This window comes from Ramlibacter tataouinensis (genome assembly GCF_027941915.1).
Taxonomy (GTDB): domain Bacteria; phylum Pseudomonadota; class Gammaproteobacteria; order Burkholderiales; family Burkholderiaceae_C; genus Ramlibacter; species Ramlibacter tataouinensis_C.
In genome coordinates this window covers 899,720-914,847 of the sequence record NZ_CP116009.1, presented here as the reverse complement: position 1 = coordinate 914,847, position 15,128 = coordinate 899,720, and the positions used below count along the sequence as shown (strand labels likewise).

At 70.6% G+C, this 15,128-nt stretch carries 15 protein-coding genes; 7 read left to right on the top strand and 8 right to left on the bottom strand.

Annotation, left to right across the window (positions count from 1 at the left end):
- Positions 1 to 27 precede the first annotated feature (27 nt).
- From PE066_RS04225 to PE066_RS04215, 3 genes are read left to right on the top strand one after another with little or no spacing between them, the layout of a single operon-like run.
- Complete coding sequence (locus tag PE066_RS04225) at positions 28 to 846, top strand: enoyl-CoA hydratase family protein (RefSeq protein WP_271235316.1); 819 nt, start codon at positions 28 to 30, stop codon at positions 844 to 846.
- A gap of 12 nt (positions 847 to 858) precedes the next feature.
- Complete coding sequence (locus tag PE066_RS04220; RefSeq protein ID WP_271235315.1) at positions 859 to 1,629, top strand: enoyl-CoA hydratase/isomerase family protein; 771 nt, start codon at positions 859 to 861, stop codon at positions 1,627 to 1,629.
- A 13-nt stretch (positions 1,630 to 1,642) separates the two neighbouring features.
- Positions 1,643 to 2,818 carry an acyl-CoA dehydrogenase family protein gene (locus PE066_RS04215; RefSeq protein WP_271235314.1) on the top strand — a complete coding sequence of 392 codons (1,176 nt, stop codon included), beginning with the start codon at positions 1,643 to 1,645 and terminating at the stop codon, positions 2,816 to 2,818.
- Between the two features lie 30 nt (positions 2,819 to 2,848).
- Here PE066_RS04215 and PE066_RS04210 read toward each other — a convergent pair whose 3' ends face one another.
- Positions 2,849 to 3,589: a TetR/AcrR family transcriptional regulator gene (locus PE066_RS04210; protein ID WP_271235313.1), complete on the bottom strand. Its 741-nt coding sequence runs from the start codon at positions 3,587 to 3,589 to the stop codon at positions 2,849 to 2,851.
- Positions 3,590 to 3,702: 113 nt separating this feature from the next.
- On the opposite strand from PE066_RS04210, the gene PE066_RS04205 reads away from it, so the two are divergent.
- On the top strand, positions 3,703 to 4,551 hold the full coding sequence (locus PE066_RS04205) for an alpha/beta hydrolase (RefSeq protein ID WP_271235312.1): 849 nt from the start codon (positions 3,703 to 3,705) through the stop codon (positions 4,549 to 4,551).
- Positions 4,552 to 4,678: 127 nt separating this feature from the next.
- Here PE066_RS04205 and PE066_RS04200 read toward each other — a convergent pair whose 3' ends face one another.
- From PE066_RS04200 to PE066_RS04185, 4 genes are all read right to left on the bottom strand, one after another.
- The gene (locus PE066_RS04200) at positions 4,679 to 5,758 is read right to left on the bottom strand and encodes a hypothetical protein (RefSeq protein ID WP_271235311.1); all 1,080 of its coding nucleotides are present in this window, start codon (positions 5,756 to 5,758) and stop codon (positions 4,679 to 4,681) included.
- Entirely contained in the window at positions 5,743 to 6,672 is a 930-nt protein-coding gene (locus PE066_RS04195; RefSeq protein WP_271235310.1) for a hypothetical protein, read from the bottom strand. The genes PE066_RS04200 and PE066_RS04195 overlap by 16 nt, the downstream gene beginning before the upstream one ends.
- Before the next feature lie 33 nt (positions 6,673 to 6,705).
- Positions 6,706 to 7,683, bottom strand: a complete 978-nt coding sequence (locus tag PE066_RS04190; RefSeq protein WP_271235309.1) for a GMP reductase — start codon at positions 7,681 to 7,683, stop codon at positions 6,706 to 6,708.
- Positions 7,684 to 7,814: 131 nt separating this feature from the next.
- The gene (locus PE066_RS04185) at positions 7,815 to 8,489 is read right to left on the bottom strand and encodes a hypothetical protein (RefSeq protein ID WP_271235308.1); all 675 of its coding nucleotides are present in this window, start codon (positions 8,487 to 8,489) and stop codon (positions 7,815 to 7,817) included.
- A gap of 33 nt (positions 8,490 to 8,522) precedes the next feature.
- Between PE066_RS04185 and PE066_RS04180 the strand changes: the two genes are divergently transcribed.
- From PE066_RS04180 to PE066_RS04170, 3 genes are all read left to right on the top strand, one after another.
- The gene (locus PE066_RS04180; protein ID WP_271235307.1) at positions 8,523 to 10,913 is read left to right on the top strand and encodes a UvrD-helicase domain-containing protein; all 2,391 of its coding nucleotides are present in this window, start codon (positions 8,523 to 8,525) and stop codon (positions 10,911 to 10,913) included.
- 61 nt (positions 10,914 to 10,974) lie between these two features.
- Positions 10,975 to 12,300 (top strand): aromatic ring-hydroxylating dioxygenase subunit alpha, encoded by a 1,326-nt coding sequence (locus PE066_RS04175; RefSeq protein ID WP_271235306.1) that lies wholly within the window; start codon positions 10,975 to 10,977, stop codon positions 12,298 to 12,300.
- The gene (locus PE066_RS04170) at positions 12,297 to 12,785 is read left to right on the top strand and encodes an aromatic-ring-hydroxylating dioxygenase subunit beta (RefSeq protein ID WP_271235305.1); all 489 of its coding nucleotides are present in this window, start codon (positions 12,297 to 12,299) and stop codon (positions 12,783 to 12,785) included. Before PE066_RS04175 ends, PE066_RS04170 begins: the two co-directional genes overlap by 4 nt.
- Before the next feature lie 127 nt (positions 12,786 to 12,912).
- Here PE066_RS04170 and PE066_RS04165 read toward each other — a convergent pair whose 3' ends face one another.
- The 3 genes from PE066_RS04165 to tsaE form a co-directional block, all read right to left on the bottom strand.
- Positions 12,913 to 13,125: a glycine zipper 2TM domain-containing protein gene (locus PE066_RS04165; RefSeq protein WP_271235304.1), complete on the bottom strand. Its 213-nt coding sequence runs from the start codon at positions 13,123 to 13,125 to the stop codon at positions 12,913 to 12,915.
- A gap of 154 nt (positions 13,126 to 13,279) precedes the next feature.
- Entirely contained in the window at positions 13,280 to 14,641 is a 1,362-nt protein-coding gene (locus PE066_RS04160) for an N-acetylmuramoyl-L-alanine amidase (RefSeq protein ID WP_271235303.1), read from the bottom strand.
- Positions 14,638 to 15,120 (bottom strand): tRNA (adenosine(37)-N6)-threonylcarbamoyltransferase complex ATPase subunit type 1 TsaE, encoded by a 483-nt coding sequence (gene tsaE, locus PE066_RS04155; RefSeq protein ID WP_271236501.1) that lies wholly within the window; start codon positions 15,118 to 15,120, stop codon positions 14,638 to 14,640. The genes PE066_RS04160 and tsaE overlap by 4 nt, the downstream gene beginning before the upstream one ends.
- Positions 15,121 to 15,128 lie beyond the last annotated feature (8 nt).

Sequence of the window (15,128 nt, the reverse complement as noted above, 5' to 3'; positions counted from 1 at the left end):
GCACCCAACGCCCCAGAAGGAATGACCATGTACAAGCTCAAGGCCGCCGAACTCCGTCCCAGGCACTTCCGGCTGGAGGTTGCCGACCGCGTGGCCACTGTCACGCTCAACCGCCCCGACCGCAAGAACCCGCTGACCTTCGACAGCTACGCCGAGCTGCGCGACACCTTCCACAAGCTGCAATGCGTGGACGACGTGCGCGTGGTGGTGCTCACCGGCGAGGGCGGCAACTTCTGCTCGGGTGGCGACGTGCACGACATCATCGGTCCGCTGGTGGGCATGGAGATGGACGGGCTGCTCAGCTTCACCCGCATGACCGGCAACCTGGTCAAGGAAATGCGGCAGTGTCCGCAACCGATCATCGCGGCGGTCGACGGCATCAGCGCCGGGGCCGGCGCCATCCTGCCGATGGCGTCGGACCTGCGCTACGGCACGGCCAGGACCAGGACGGCCTTCCTGTTCACCCGCGTGGGGCTGGCCGGCTGCGACATGGGCGCCTGCGCCATCCTGCCGCGCCTGATCGGCCACGGCCGCGCCTCCGAGCTGCTCTACACCGGCCGCGTGATGACGGCCGACGAGGGCCTGGCCTGGGGCTACTTCAACGAGCTGGTGCCGGCCGACGGCCTGCTGGCCAAGGCCAGGGACATGGCACTGTCGCTGGCCAACGGCCCGGCGTTCGCGCACTTCATGACCAAGAAGTGCCTGCACCAGGAATGGAACCAGACCATCGAGCAGGCGCTGGAGACCGAAGCCGAGGCACAGGCGATCTGCATGATGACCCAGGACTTCGGTCGCGCCTACCACGCGTTCGTGGCCAAGCAGACTCCGGTGTTCCAGGGCGACTGACGACCGCGCGCCATGGACGCTGCCCGCCATCCGATCGCACTCGCCTTCGAGGGGGCGATCGCCATCGCCACGCTGGACCGGCCGCCGGTCAACGCGATCGACGACGCCTGGGTGGCGCGGCTGGACGCCATCGTCGACGAGGTCGAGGCGCGCGACGAGGTGCACGTGCTGCGGATCCGCAATGCGGGCCGGGCCTTCTGCGCCGGCGCCGACCTCGTGCTGATGCGCGAGCGCTTCGCGACCGAGGCCGGGCGCGCGCAGATGGTCGAGCTGGCGCGGGCGATGCAGCAGGTGTTCGCGCGCATCGAGCGCAGCCCCAAGGTGTCGCTGGCCGAGATCGGCGGGCCGGCGCTGGGCGGCGGGCTCGAACTGGCGCTCGCCTGCGACCTGCGGCTGGCGGCCGACACCGCCAGGCTCGGATTGCCCGAGGCCAGGCTGGGGCTGCTGCCGGGCGCCGGCGGCACCCAGCGGCTGGCGCGCATCTGCGGCGACGCCGTCGCCCGCCAGTTGATCCTCGGCGCCGAGGTGATCGACGGAACGCGGGCCGCGGCTCTAGGCCTCGTCCACCAGTGCGTGCCGGCGGCACAGCTGCAAGCCGCGGCGCGGGCGCAGGCCGAGCGGATCGCCGCCTTCACGGGCCCGGCGCTGGCTGCCTGCAAGCGCTGCATCACCGCCGCCGCCCTGGGCCGGGAGGACGGTTTTGCGGCGGAGCTGGAAGGCACGGCCTTGCTGTACGCACAGGCCGACACCCAGGCGCTGGTGAGTCGCTTCCTGGCCGGTTGAACGAAAGGCGCCCATGTTCCACGACACCGGCTGGCTCGAGTGGCCCTTCCTCGAGCCGCAGCACCGGGCGATGGCCCGCGACCTGGAGGCCTGGTGCGCGCGCGAACTGGATCGCGGTCACGGCGCCGACGTCGATGCCGCCTGCCGCGACCTGGTGCGGCGCCTGGGCGCGGGCGGCTGGCTGCGCTACGCCATCGGCGGCACCGAGTGGGGCGGCCAGGGCGAAACGATCGATACGCGCGCGCTCTGCCTGCTGCGCGAGACGCTGGCGCGCCACTCGGGCCTGGCGGACTTCGCGTTCGGCATGCAGGGGCTCGGCTCCGGCGCGGTCACGCTGCACGGCACGCCGGCGCAGAAGCGCCGCTACCTTGCGCCCGTCGCCCGCGGCGAGGCAATCCCCGCGTTCGCCCTGTCTGAACCCAACTCCGGTTCCGACGTGGCGGCCCTGCAGTGCCGCGCCCGGCGTGAGGGCGACCACTACGTGCTCGACGGCGAGAAGACCTGGATCTCCAACGGCGGCATCGCCGACTTCTACGTGGTGTTCGCGCGCACCGGCGAGGCGTCCGGCTCGCGCGGCCTGTCGGCCTTCGTCGTCGAGGCCGGCACGCCCGGTTTCGAGATCGCGCAGCGCATCCCGGTGATCGCGCCGCATCCGCTGGCCAGCCTGCGTTTGAGCGGCTGCCGCATCCCGGCTGCGCAGCGCCTTGGCGAGCCGGGGCAGGGCTTCAAGATCGCGATGCAGACGCTCGATATCTTCCGCACCTCGGTGGCGGCCGCCGCCCTGGGCTTCGCGCGCCGCGCCCTGGCCGAGACGCTGGCGCGCTCAACCACCCGCGGCATGTTCGGCCAGGTGCTGGCCGATTTCCAGATCACCCAGGTCAAGCTGGCGAACATGGCGACGGCCATCGACAGCGCGGCGCTGCTCACCTACCGCGCGGCCTGGCAGCGCGACCAGGGCCGCAACGTCACCCGCGAGGCCGCCATGGCCAAGATGCAGGCGACCGAGTCGGCGCAGCAGGTGATCGATGCGGCGGTGCAGGTGTGGGGCGGGCTCGGCGTGGTGTCGGAGGTGCCGGTGGAGCGCCTGTACCGCGAGATCCGGGCGCTGCGCATCTACGAGGGGGCGACCGAAGTGCAGCAGCTGATCATCGGAAGACAGACGCTGGCGGCGTTTGCGGCGGCGAAGTAGGCGAAAGGAGCGGCGCCTGCTGCGCCGCCGTCACCGCGCCGCCGTCCGCTTGCCGCCCGCAGCGCTTCTCGCCGCCACCCGGCTCCCGCCGCTCGCGCCACTTCTCGCCGCCGCGGCCGGTGCCGCCGGCGCCTGCTGGGCGAAGTTGCGCTTGCCGCGCGCCGTCAACACCGGGCCCAGCATCAGCTTCATTCCACGGTCGAGGTATTCGTCGATCGTCATGCGGCCCTGGAAGTGCCAGGCCTTCAGAGCCCAGGCGTGGCAGAACATCACGATCTGGTAGGTGAACAGGTCGACGTCGAGGTCTTCGAACAGGCCGGCGGCCATGCAGTCCCCGATGCAGTCGGAAACCAGCCTGTTGGTCTGCGCCTCTTTCTGCTTGAGGAGCTCGCGCCGCTCGGCCCGCAGCCACTTGGTCTCCCGGTAGACCAGTGCGGTGGCCTCGATGCGCTGGTCGATGACGTGCCCGTAGGCGCGCACCGCGGCGCAGAAGCGCTCCATCGGATCGGTGAGGCCGGCCAGCGCGGGCGGGATCTCGCGCTGGTAGGACTCCAGCACTTCCACCAGCGCGAGGAACAGCACGTCCTCCTTGTCCTGCACGTACTGGTAGATCAGCCCGACGCTCACGTTCGCGCGCAGGGCCACTTCGCGGATGGTGGTGACGTGGTAGCCCTGCTTGCCATACAGCTCGATGGCGGCCCGCAGGATCTGGCTCTGGCGCTTCTCGACCAGCTCCGGGATCTCGACCTTGCTCACCACCTTGACGGCCATGGACGCGCCCTCTCGTTGTGCCTGTCCTGCCGGGCCCCGGCAGTGACCGGGAATTCTAGGACGCTCTGCTATCGTCGCCCGCTGTCGGAGGACGACCCCGAGGAGGCGAACGCATGCAACGGCAGGATGGCGAGTGGCTCGACCGCATGTACAACAACCGCGCGCTGGTGCCGCAGCACGGCGCGCACTTTGCGCGCTGGGCCGACGCCTCGCGCCGCGCGCGCGAGGCGTTCGAGTGCGTGCCGGACATCCCCTACGGCGACAGCGCCGGCCAGCGGCTGGACGTGTTCCCGGCGCCGCAGGCGCGCGGCCCGGTCATGGTGTTCCTGCACGGCGGCTACTGGCGTGCGCTGGACAAGAGCGACCACTCCTTCGTGGCGCCGATGTTCCAGGACGTGGGCGCCTGCGTGGTGGTGCCCAACTACGACCTGTGCCCGGCGGTGACGATCCCGCAGATCACGCTGCAGATCGTGCGGGCGCTGGCCTGGACCTGGAAGCACGCGCCCACCTACGGCGGCGATCCGCGGCAGGTCACCGTGGTCGGCCATTCGGCCGGAGGCCAGCTGGCGGCCATGCTGCTGGCCTGCGACTGGCGCGCCTGGGACCCCGAGTTGCCGGCCGACGCCGTGCGCAAGGCGCTGTCGATCTCCGGCCTGTTCGACCTGGAGCCGATCCGGCGCACGCCCTTCCTGCAGGACCTGCGGCTCACGCCCGAGGATGCGCGCAGGGCCAGCCCGGCCTTCCTGCCGGCGCCCGCGGGCGCGGCGTTGTACGCGGTGGCCGGCGGCGACGAGAGCCCTGAGTTCCTGCGCCAGAACCGGCTGATCCGCGAGGCCTGGGGCGAAGGTTGCGTGGAGGTGTGCGAGGCGCTGCCGGGCCTGAACCACTTCAGCGTGCTGGAGGCTCTGGTGGAGCCGGAGCACCGGCTGCACGAACTGGCGCTGGACCTGCTCTTCCGCTGATCCGGACGCGAGCGACCAGCGGGTCATCCCCGCGGAGGCGGGAATCCGCGGCTTGCGCTTTCGGCAGCGCCGCAGGCGCGTTGCGCTGGATCCTCCGCCTTCGCGGCGGATGACAAAGTGGATCTCCTCAGCGCCCGGCCGCTTCCTGCAGCAGGCGCTGGTACTCCTTGACGGTCAGCTTGCGCGGGTTGGCCAGCAGCGACTGGCCGATGCGCTGCGCGAGCTCCTGCGAACTGGCGGGGGCGCCTCCGCCCAGGCCCAGCGCGGCGGCCGCTTGCGGCGCGCCCAGGGCGCGCTGCTGCAGGTCGCCGGCCAGCCGGTCGGCGGCCGCCTGCGCCGGCTCGGCACCGCGCAGCACGTCGCCCAGCAGGTTGAGCGCCAGCCGCTTGCCGCTGCTGCCGCCGCCGCCCGCGCCGCCGAAGCCGCCCAGACCGCCGCCGAACCCGCCCAGCGCATCGAAGCCGCCGCCGCGTCCGCCGCCGCCCGACATCGCGGCGGCGCCCATCGTCAGGTTCAGCAGCATGCCCCAGGCCGCCTGGCGTGAGGCCTGGTCGGCCTTGTCCTGGGCGCTGCGCTGCTTGTCGAAGGCGAAGTCCTGCTGCAGCTTGGCGATGTAGTCCGGCCGGGCGCGGTAGAAGGCGATGTTGGCGCCGCTGACCGTGGGATCGCTGATGAACAGGCCGGCGACCACCTCGTCCTCGACCGGGTCGATGCGCACGCCCTGGAACAGGAAGATGCCGGTGACCACGTGCTCGCCGTAGGCGCGCGAGGGGATGTACTGGAACTCGCCTTCGTAGGTGTTGCCCTTGGTGTCCAGGTAGCGGCCGGTGGCGAAGGAGGCCATGTGGCGCTCGATGAACGGGTTCCAGACCCGGCCGAAGGTGCCGGTGTAGGTGCTGGTGGCCTTGGCCCAGTCGCCCAGGCCGCGCACCATGGTGCCTTCCAGGGCCAGCCCCTCGGTATCGATGCGCAGGGGATGGGTCTGGCTCGCGTCGGCCGCCCAGCGCACCTGGTAGGTGCCGCCGGCGAAGCGGCCGCCGATCCAGGGGCCGGTGTACTGGTTGCCGTCGCCGCGCAGCAGGGTGCCGGTGCCGTTGTGGCAATCGCCGGCCAGGCAGCGCGCGCCGGTGCCGTGCACGGCAGGGTCCTGGGCCATGGCCACGGTGGCGCCGGCGGCCAGCAGCGCGACAATCAGTTGGCGTTGCATTGGGTGGTCTTGATCTGTTCGCCGTTCTCCCAGCAGATGCTGGAAGCCGGCACGTCGATGCCCATGCCGGTGCGGTACGGGTAGCCCACCTGCAGTCCGTGCGGCCGGCCGTCCTTGTAGGAGAACTCGTTGGCCTTCTGGGTCCCGTTGTACATGACGGTCTTGAAGTGCTTCGGCCCGATCGGCAGCGTCACCGTGGTGGTCACGTCGGCGCCGCCGTGCGAGCCGCTGACGAACACGCGCGACAGGGTCAGGCCCTTGTTGGTGGCCTCGTGCTGCCCCGGCTCGTTGTAGACGAAGGTGGCCGAGGTGGCGCTGGGGCCCGGGTTCTTGCGCATCAGGTCGGCGGTGGCCGGGTCGGCCCAGTCGGTCGTGTGGCTGATCTGGGTCATGCGCTCCATCACCGCCCCGTTGCGCTGGCCATCGGGCGCCACCGCCACCTCGATGTACTTGCGCATGCGGGTGCGGATCACCATCCCGGGCGCGTTGTTGACCATGGTGAACTCGACCCAGCCGGCCCAGCTGCCGGCCGGTTTGCCGTCGCTGCACTCGGCCTTCGTGGGCCGCACCACCACGTCGGCGTACTCCATCGGCTTCATGCCGGGCATGCCGCGCGTGGTGCGGGCCCAGACCTTGCGCTCTTCCTCGGACATCGCCACACCCGGCAGGCGCACGCCGATAATGCGGCTGAGCACCTCGGGCGGCAGCTCGCAGCTGGCGCCGGCCTGGGCCGGCATGGCGAAGTAGCCCTGCGGGTTGGCCAGGTAGCGCTCCATCTCGGCATTGGCCAGGCGCGCCCATTCGGCCAGCTTGGGGTCCTCGAAGGCGGGCATGGGCACGGCGTGCGCGGCCGCTGCCGCCCCGAGGAGGGCCGCCAGGGTCAGGCGGGCGGCGCGCCTTGTAACGTTTTGCATCAGTCCATTCTAGGGCTGATCGTTACAACTTTCTTACATCAACAGGTGCTCGCCCGCGTTGTCGCCGCCCAGGATCACGTAGTTGACCTTGCGGATGTCCAGCAGGCGCTTGCCGCCGGAATAGCTGATCGAGCTCTGGATGTCTTCCTGCATCTCGCGCAGCGTGTCGGCCAGCTTGCCCTTGACCGGCTCCAGGATGCGCTTGCCCTCCACGTGCCGGTACTCGCCCTTGTTGAAGTCGGAGGCGCTGCCGTAGTACTCCTTGTACAGCTGGCCGTCGACTTCGACGGTCTGGCCGGGCGACTCCTCGTGGCCGGCCAGCATCGAGCCGATCATCACCATGCTGGCGCCGAAGCGGATGCTCTTGGCGATGTCGCCGTGCTCGCGGATGCCGCCGTCGGCGATGATCGGCTTGGTGGCCACGCGGGCGCACCACTTGAGCGCCGAGAGCTGCCAGCCGCCGGTGCCGAAGCCGGTCTTCATGCGGGTGATGCAGACCTTGCCCGGGCCGATGCCGACCTTGGTGGCGTCGGCGCCCCAGTTCTCCAGGTCGATCACCGCCTCGGGCGTGCCGACGTTGCCGGCGATCACGAAGGTCGAGGGCAGCTTCGCCTTCAGGTGCGCGATCATGTTCTTTACGCTGTCGGCGTGGCCGTGCGCGATGTCGATGGTCACGTACTCGGGCGCCAGGCCCTGGGCGGCCAGCTGGTCCGCCGTCTCGTAGTCGGCCTTCTTCACGCCCAGCGAGATCGAGGCGAAGGCGCCTTGCTCCTTCATCCACCGGACGAACTTCAGGTTGTCCAGGTCGAAGCGGTGCATCACGTAGAAGTAGCCGTTCTGCGCCAGCCACAGGCAGATCGCCTCGTCCACCACCGTCTTCATGTTGGCGGGGACCACCGGGATGCGGAAGCTGCGGCCGCCCAGCACCATGCTGGCGTCGCACTCGGAGCGGCTTTCCACGCGGCACTTGCGCGGCAGCAGCAGGACGTTGTCGTAGTCGAAGATTTCCATGTGACCAAGCTCCTGGAGAGGAATCGTTGAAGAACGAGTGGACGCTTGGACTGGGCCCGGCCTGCGCTCCCGCCGAATGGGCGAGGGCAAAAAAAAACCGGGTCCCAAATGCTTGGGCCCGGTGCGCAATTCTAGCGCCTTTGCTCCTGCGGGTCGCAGCGCGACTCGGAGATGGCCCGGATCCTTCCCCGTGAATCCTGCAGCCAGCCGACCACGCGCAGGCGCTCGGGGTGGGCGCCTTCGGGGATGCTCATGGGCCGGGCCTCGAAACGCCGCCCCGGCGCCGCCGGCCAGGGCACCTGCAGCAGGTTGCGCACCAGGTTGCGCTCCACCGGCGAGCCTTCGGCGCCGGCCGGCAGCGTCTCGACCAGCGCCAGCCAGCCGGTGAACGGGCCCGGTCCGCCGCCCAGCGACTGGATCGAGGTGCCCACGTAGCCGTTGAAGGCCGGGCCGTGCGCCACCCGCAGGCTGCCCGCCGCCTGCTGCCGCGCCGTGCGGACCGATGCGAGCTGCGCCGGCGCCCGGCGGCCCAGCGCCTGCAGCCGCTCCAGCGCGTCGCTGCTGGCAGCGGCCGACAGCGGCGCGTCCTCGCCGCGCGCGCCCGGCACGATCCAGTCGAGGGCCAGTTCGCCGGCGCGCGGGCGCGGCGCCTGCTCGGCCTGCCAGCAGGCCTCGCAATCGGCGTTGATGAAGCGCTCCAGCAGCGCCACCGGCGCCGGCTGCTCGTCGCTGCTGCACGAGGTCTGCTGGGCTTGAGCCGCCGCGGCAGCAGCCAGCGCGGCGGCGAGGAGGGCGGTCCGTGACATCTGCTTGCGAAGGGCGGCTTCCTAGAATGCCGTATGTTCCCAGAAGTCGATGCCGCGTCCCCGCTCCTGCAGCACCTCAACCCGGAGCAGCGCGCTGCCGTCACCCTGCCCAACGAGCACGCGCTCATCCTCGCCGGCGCCGGATCCGGCAAGACCCGTGTCCTGACCACCCGCATCGCCTGGCTGCTGTCCACCGGCCAGATCTCGCCCGGCGGCGTGATGGCCGTGACCTTCACCAACAAGGCGGCCAAGGAAATGATGACTCGGCTGTCGGCGATGCTGCCGGTGAACGTGCGCGGCATGTGGATCGGCACCTTCCACGGCCTGTGCAACCGCTTCCTGCGCGCGCACCACAAGCTGGCCAACCTGCCGCAGGCCTTCCAGATCCTGGACACGCAGGACCAGCTGTCGGCCATCAAGCGGCTGATGAAGCAGTTCAACGTGGACGAGGAGCGCTTCCCGGCCAAGGAGACGCAGTGGTTCATCGCCGGCTGCAAGGAAGACGGCCTGCGCCCGGCGGCGGTGGAGGCGCGCACGCCGGAGGACCGCCGCAAGGTCGAGCTGTACCAGCTCTACGAGGAGCAGTGCGCGCGCGAGGGCGTGGTCGACTTCGGCGAGCTGATGCTGCGCAGCTACGAGCTGCTGCGCGACAACGACGCCATCCGCGCCCACTACCAGCGGCGCTTCCGCCACATCCTGATCGACGAGTTCCAGGACACCAACCGGCTGCAGTACGCGTGGATCAAGATCTTCGCGTTCGAGCCCACCGGGGCTCCCGGCGCCGGCGCCACCTCCATCTTCGCGGTGGGGGACGACGACCAGAGCATCTATGCCTTCCGCGGCGCGCGGGTCGGCAACATGGCCGATTTCGTGCGCGAGTTCGACGTGCGCCACCAGATCAAGCTGGAGCAGAACTACCGCAGCTACAGCAACATCCTGGACTCGGCCAACGCCCTGATCAGCCACAACAAGGGGCGGCTGGGCAAGAACCTGCGCACCGACCAGGGGCCGGGCGAGCCGGTGCGCGTCTACGAGGCGCCGACCGACCTGGCCGAGGCGCAGTGGCTGGTCGAGGAGATGCGGCAGCTGGCGCGCGACCAGGGCACCGAGCCGGGCGTTCCGCGCCACGAGATGGCCGTGCTCTACCGCAGCAACGCCCAGAGCCGGGTGATCGAGACCGCGCTGTTCAATGCCGGCGTGCCCTATCGGGTCTACGGCGGCCTGCGGTTCTTCGAGCGCGCCGAGATCAAGCACGCGCTGGCCTATCTGCGCCTGCTGGAGAACCCGCACGACGACACCAGCTTCCTGCGGGTGGTGAACTTCCCGCCGCGCGGCATCGGCGCGCGCAGCATCGAGCAGCTGCAGGACGCGGCGCGCTCGGCCGGCTGCTCGCTGCACGACGCGGTGAGCGCCACCACCGGCAAGGCCGGCGCCAACCTGGCCGCGTTCGTGGCGAAGATCGACGTGCTGCGCGAACAGACGCAGGGCCTGAGCCTGCGCGAGATCATCGAGCTGGTGCTGCAGCACGCCGGGCTGGTCGAGCACTACAAGGCCGAGCGCGAGGGCGCCGAGCGCGTCGAGAACCTGGAGGAACTGGCCAGCGCCGCCGAGAGCTTCGTGATGCAGGAAGGTTTCGGCCGCGACGCCGTCGCCCTGCCGATCGACGAGCTGAGCCAGAGCCCGGTGAGCCAGGGGCTCGATCCGGACCAGCCGACGGAGCCGGCGCCCGACTACATCCCGCCCGACCAGGAAACCGGCGAAACCCTGTCGCCGCTGGCGGCCTTCCTCACCCACGCCGCGCTCGAATCCGGCGACAACCAGGCCCAGGCGGGGCAGGACGCCGTCCAGCTGATGACCGTGCACTCGGCCAAGGGGCTCGAGTTCGACGTGGTGTTCGCCACCGGCCTGGAAGAAGGCCTGTTCCCCAGCGAGCGGTCGATGGCCGACTACGAGGGGCTGGAGGAGGAGCGGCGGCTGATGTACGTGGCGATCACGCGCGCCCGCAAGCGGCTGTACCTGAGCTATTCGCAGACCCGGCTGCTGCACGGCCAGACCCGCTACAACATGCGCAGCCGCTTCTTCGACGAACTGCCGGAGCCCGCGCTCAAGTGGCTCACGCCCCGGGAGTCGGGCTTTCGCGGCTCGGCCTTCGGCTACGGCGCCGGCTACCCCAGCACGCGCGCCGGCCAGGGTGGATCGTCCTGGAGCGCCGATCGCTACGCCAGCGCGCCGGTGCCGGTGCAGAAGGCCACCCCCTCGCACGGCCTCAAGGCCGGCCTGCAGGTGTTCCACAACAAGTTCGGCGAAGGCACGGTGCTGTCGGTCGAGGGGCAGGGCGACGACGCCCGCGCGCAGGTCAAGTTCAACCGCCACGGCATCAAGTGGCTGGCGCTGTCGGTGGCCAAGCTCACGCCGGTCGCCTGAGGTCCGGGTGGCGCCGAATGCTATGCATGCTTATGATTGAGCCTGCCATGGAGACGCTGCGATGAATGCTCCCGAACCCCTTTCGCGCTGGGCCCAGCCGGGCTCCAGCCGCGTGCCCTTCTGGGCCTATACCGACCCCGGCCTCTACCAGCGCGAGCTGGAAAAGATCTTCTACGGCCCGCACTGGTGCTACGTGGGGCTGGAGATCGAGATTCCCAAGACCGGCGACTTCAAGCTCAGCTGGGTGGGCGAGCGCCAGGTGATCATGGTGCGCGACCGGGTCGCGCCCCGCGACCGTGGCACCGACACCGGCATCCGCGTGGTCGAGAACCGCTGCGCCCACCGCGGCGTGCGCTTCTGCCAGCAGTCGCACGGCAACGCGCGCAGCTTCGTCTGCCCGTACCACCAGTGGACCTACAAGCTCGATGGCGACCTGGCCGGCCTGCCGTTCAAGGACGGCGTGAAGTCGGTCGAGGCGGATGGATCGGCCTGCGTCCAGGGCGGCATGCCGGCCGACTTCGACATGAAGGCCAACGGCCTGACCAAGCTGCGGGTGGAAGTGCTGCACGGCCTGGTGTTCGCCACCTTCAGCCCCGACGCCGAGCCGCTGCGCGACTACCTCGGCCCCGAGGTGATGCCCTGGCTGGACCGCATCTTCGCCGGCCGCCAGCTCACGCTGCTCGGCTACAACCGCCAGCGGATTCCGGGCAACTGGAAGCTGATGATGGAGAACATCAAGGACCCGTACCACCCGGGCCTGCTGCACACCTGGTTCGTCACTTTCGGCCTGTGGCGCGCCGACCAGAAGAGCCGCATGGTGATGGACGCGCACGGCCGGCATGCGGTGATGGTCTCGCGCCGCAACGACGGCGGCGAGAACAAGGTGGTGACCGAGGGCGTGACCTCGTTCAAGGCCAACATGGTGCTCAACGACGACCGCCTGCTGGACGTGGTGCCCGAGCCGTGGTGGAAGGTGCCCGATCCGGCCAACCCGGGCACAGAGATCATGCCCACCGTCACCATGATGACGCTGTTCCCCAGCGTCATCATCCAGCAGCAGGTCAACTCGCTGTCGACCCGCCACATCGTGCCGCGCGGCGAGGGCGGCTTCGATTTCGTCTGGACCCACTTCGGCTTTGCCGACGACACGCCCGAGATGACGCAGCGGCGCCTGCGCCAGGCCAACCTGTTCGGCCCGGCCGGCTTCGTCAGCGCCGACGACGGCGAGGTGATCGAGTTCAGCCAGGACGGCTTCTGCCAATGGGGCGAGGATGGCCGCACGCTCTGCGAGCTCGGCGGCACCGGCACCGGCGGCACCGAGCACATGGTGACCGAGACGCTGATCCGCAGCATGTACGCCTACTGGCGCAAGGTGATGGACGTATGAAGGAAGAGCTGCTGCTGCAACTGGAAGTCGACCGGCTCAACGCCGACTACGCCGCGGCGCTGGACGAAGCCCGCTTCGACGACTGGCCCGGCTTCTTCCTGGAGGACGGGCGCTATTTCGTGCAGGCCCGCGAGAACTTCGACCGCGGCTTGCCGCTGGCGCTGATCGCGCTGGAAAGCCGCGGGATGATGAAGGACCGGGTCTATGGCATCACCCAGACCATCTTCCACCGCCCGTACTACTCGCGCCACGTGGTCGGTGGCGCCCGGGTGCTGCCGGCCCAGGAAGGCGACGAGCCCGGGCTGCTGCGGGCGCAGGCCAACTACGCCGTGTTCCGCACCCGCCCCGGGGATGCCAGCGAGGTCTACAACGTCGGCCGCTACATCGACGAGATCGTGCGCACCGGCGAGGGCCTGAAGTTCAGGAGCCGCCGCTGCGTCTACGACAGCGAGATGGTGCTGAACTCGCTGATCTATCCGATCTGACTGTCATTCCTGCCTCGCCTGGCGCGAGGCAGGCGTCAGGGGCAATCCAGCGCAACGGCGGCCGCGCTGGCGTTGGGCGTTGCGCTGGATCTTCCGCCTTCGCGGAAGATGACCGAGCCGGCGCGAATTACCTATTCGGTTGGGTGGCCTTGTTGCCGATGTAGCCGCCGGCGGCGGCGCCGCCCAGCGTGCCCAGCGGGCCGCCGAACACCGAGTTGCCGACCACGCCGCCGACGGCGGCACCGCCGATCGTGCCGGCGGTCTGCCGGTCCATGGTGCCGCAGCCGGCCAGAGTCAACGACGCGGCGGCCACGACGGCCGCGAGAAGCCTGGTTGTCATATCGTTCACCTTCTTGGGTTTACGGCCGCGGAAGGCGCGACCTGCCTGTGCCTTGCATTGTGGAAAGCAGCCCGTCAGCGGGCTGTAGGAAGGGCCAGACAGGGGGTGTCGGCACCCCCGTGCCGGCTTGACGGCGCGCGCAGGGCGCGGCGGGTCAGACGGCGCGACTGCGCGCCAGCGGCGGATTGGCTGCGAAGTAGCGCCGGATGCCGCGCATCAGGGCGTCGGCCAGTTCGTCCTGGTAGGCCGCGCTGCGCAGCTTGGCTTCCTCTTCCGGGTTGCTGATGAAGGCGGTCTCCACCAGCACGCTGGGAATGTCGGGCGCCTTGAGTACGGCGAAGCCGGCCTGCTCGACGTTGCGCTTGTGCAACCGGCCGACGTTGCCGATCTCGCCCAGCAGCGCGCCGCCCAGCTTGATGCTGTCCTTGATCTGGGCCGTGGTGCTCATGTCCAGCAGCGCATGGGCCACGTGGCGGTCCTGCGTGCGCACGTTGACGCCGCCGATCAGGTCGGCCCGGTTCTCCTTCTCGGCCAGCCAGCGGGCCGCCGAGCTGGAGGCGCCGCCCTGGCTCAGCGCGAACACGCTGGCGCCGCGCGCCGTCGGCGTGATGAAGGCGTCGGCGTGGATGCTGACGAACAGGTCGGCCTGCACCCGGCGCGCCTTCTGCACCCGCACGTGCAGCGGCACGAAGAAGTCGGCGTCGCGGGTGAGGAACGCGCGCATCGGGTTGCCGTTGATGCTGGTGGCGTTGATGCGGTCGCGCAGGCGGTGGGCGACCTGCAGCACCACGTCCTTCTCGCGCGTGCCGCCGGGGCCGATGGCGCCGGGATCCTCGCCGCCGTGTCCGGGATCGAGCGCGACAATGATCAGGCGGTCGGTCTTGCCGGCGGCCTCGGCCGGGGGCGCCGCGGCTGCGGCCGGCGAGGCCGGGGAAGCAGGCTCGCCGGCCGACGGCTGCGGGCGCGCCGTCCCGGCGCCGTGCCGCGCCATCAGCTCGCCCAGCGGATCGGCGGCCGGGGCGGGGGCTGGCGCGGCCGCGGGCTTCTGGCCCAGGTGCTGTGCGATCAGTTGTTCCAGCGGATCGGCCGGTTGCGCGGGATGCACGTCGAGCACCAGCCGGTGCTGGTAGGCGGCGACCGGCGGCAGCGTGAAGACCTGCGGCAGCGCCGGCTGCTTCAGGTCCAGCACCAGCCGCACCACGCCGGGCGCGAACTGGCCCACCCGGATGCCGGCGATGAACGGATCGTCGGCCTGCACCTTGGCCACCAGCTCGCGCAGCGCGGCATTGAGCTCGATGCCCTCGATGTCCACCGCCAGCCGGGGCGGGCTGCCGATCGCGGCATGGCGCGAGACGAGCTGGCCGTCGGACTCGATGGTCACGCGCGTGTAGTCGGGCGCCGGCCACAGGCGCACGGCGACGATGGTGGCGCCGCGCGCGATCTGCGCGGTGCCCAGCAGCAGCACCAGCGTGCCGTGCCGCAGCAGGGTCCGGCGCGCCGGGACGGGCGCGCTCATGCCAGCAGCTCCTGCCCGGTGGCGCTGTGCGCCTGCACCCGCACTTCGCGCGTAGCGTCCGGCCGCAGCGCCAGGTGCAGCGACAGGTCGGGCGGCGGCAGCAGGCCGGCGGCCTTTTCGGGCCACTCGGCGAGCTTCAGGCCGCTCTGCTGGAACACGTCGCGAAAGCCGGCGTCTTCCCACTCGCGCGGGTCGTCGAAGCGGTAGAAGTCGAAATGCCAGATCGGGAAGCCCGGCCCCTCGTGGGGCTCCACCAGGGTGTAGGTCGGGCTCTTGATGCGCCCGGCCACTCCGAGCGCGCGCAGCAGGTGGCGCACGAAGGTGGTCTTGCCCGCGCCCAGGTCGCCGTGCAGCTCGATGAAGGCGCGCGCGACGGCGGGCCGGGCGGCCAGCCGCCGCGCGAAGGCGGCGGTGTCGTCCTCGCCGGCCCACTGCAACACGGCGCCCGACCGGCCCGACAGGGGGCTGGTTCCTACAATCGGCGGGT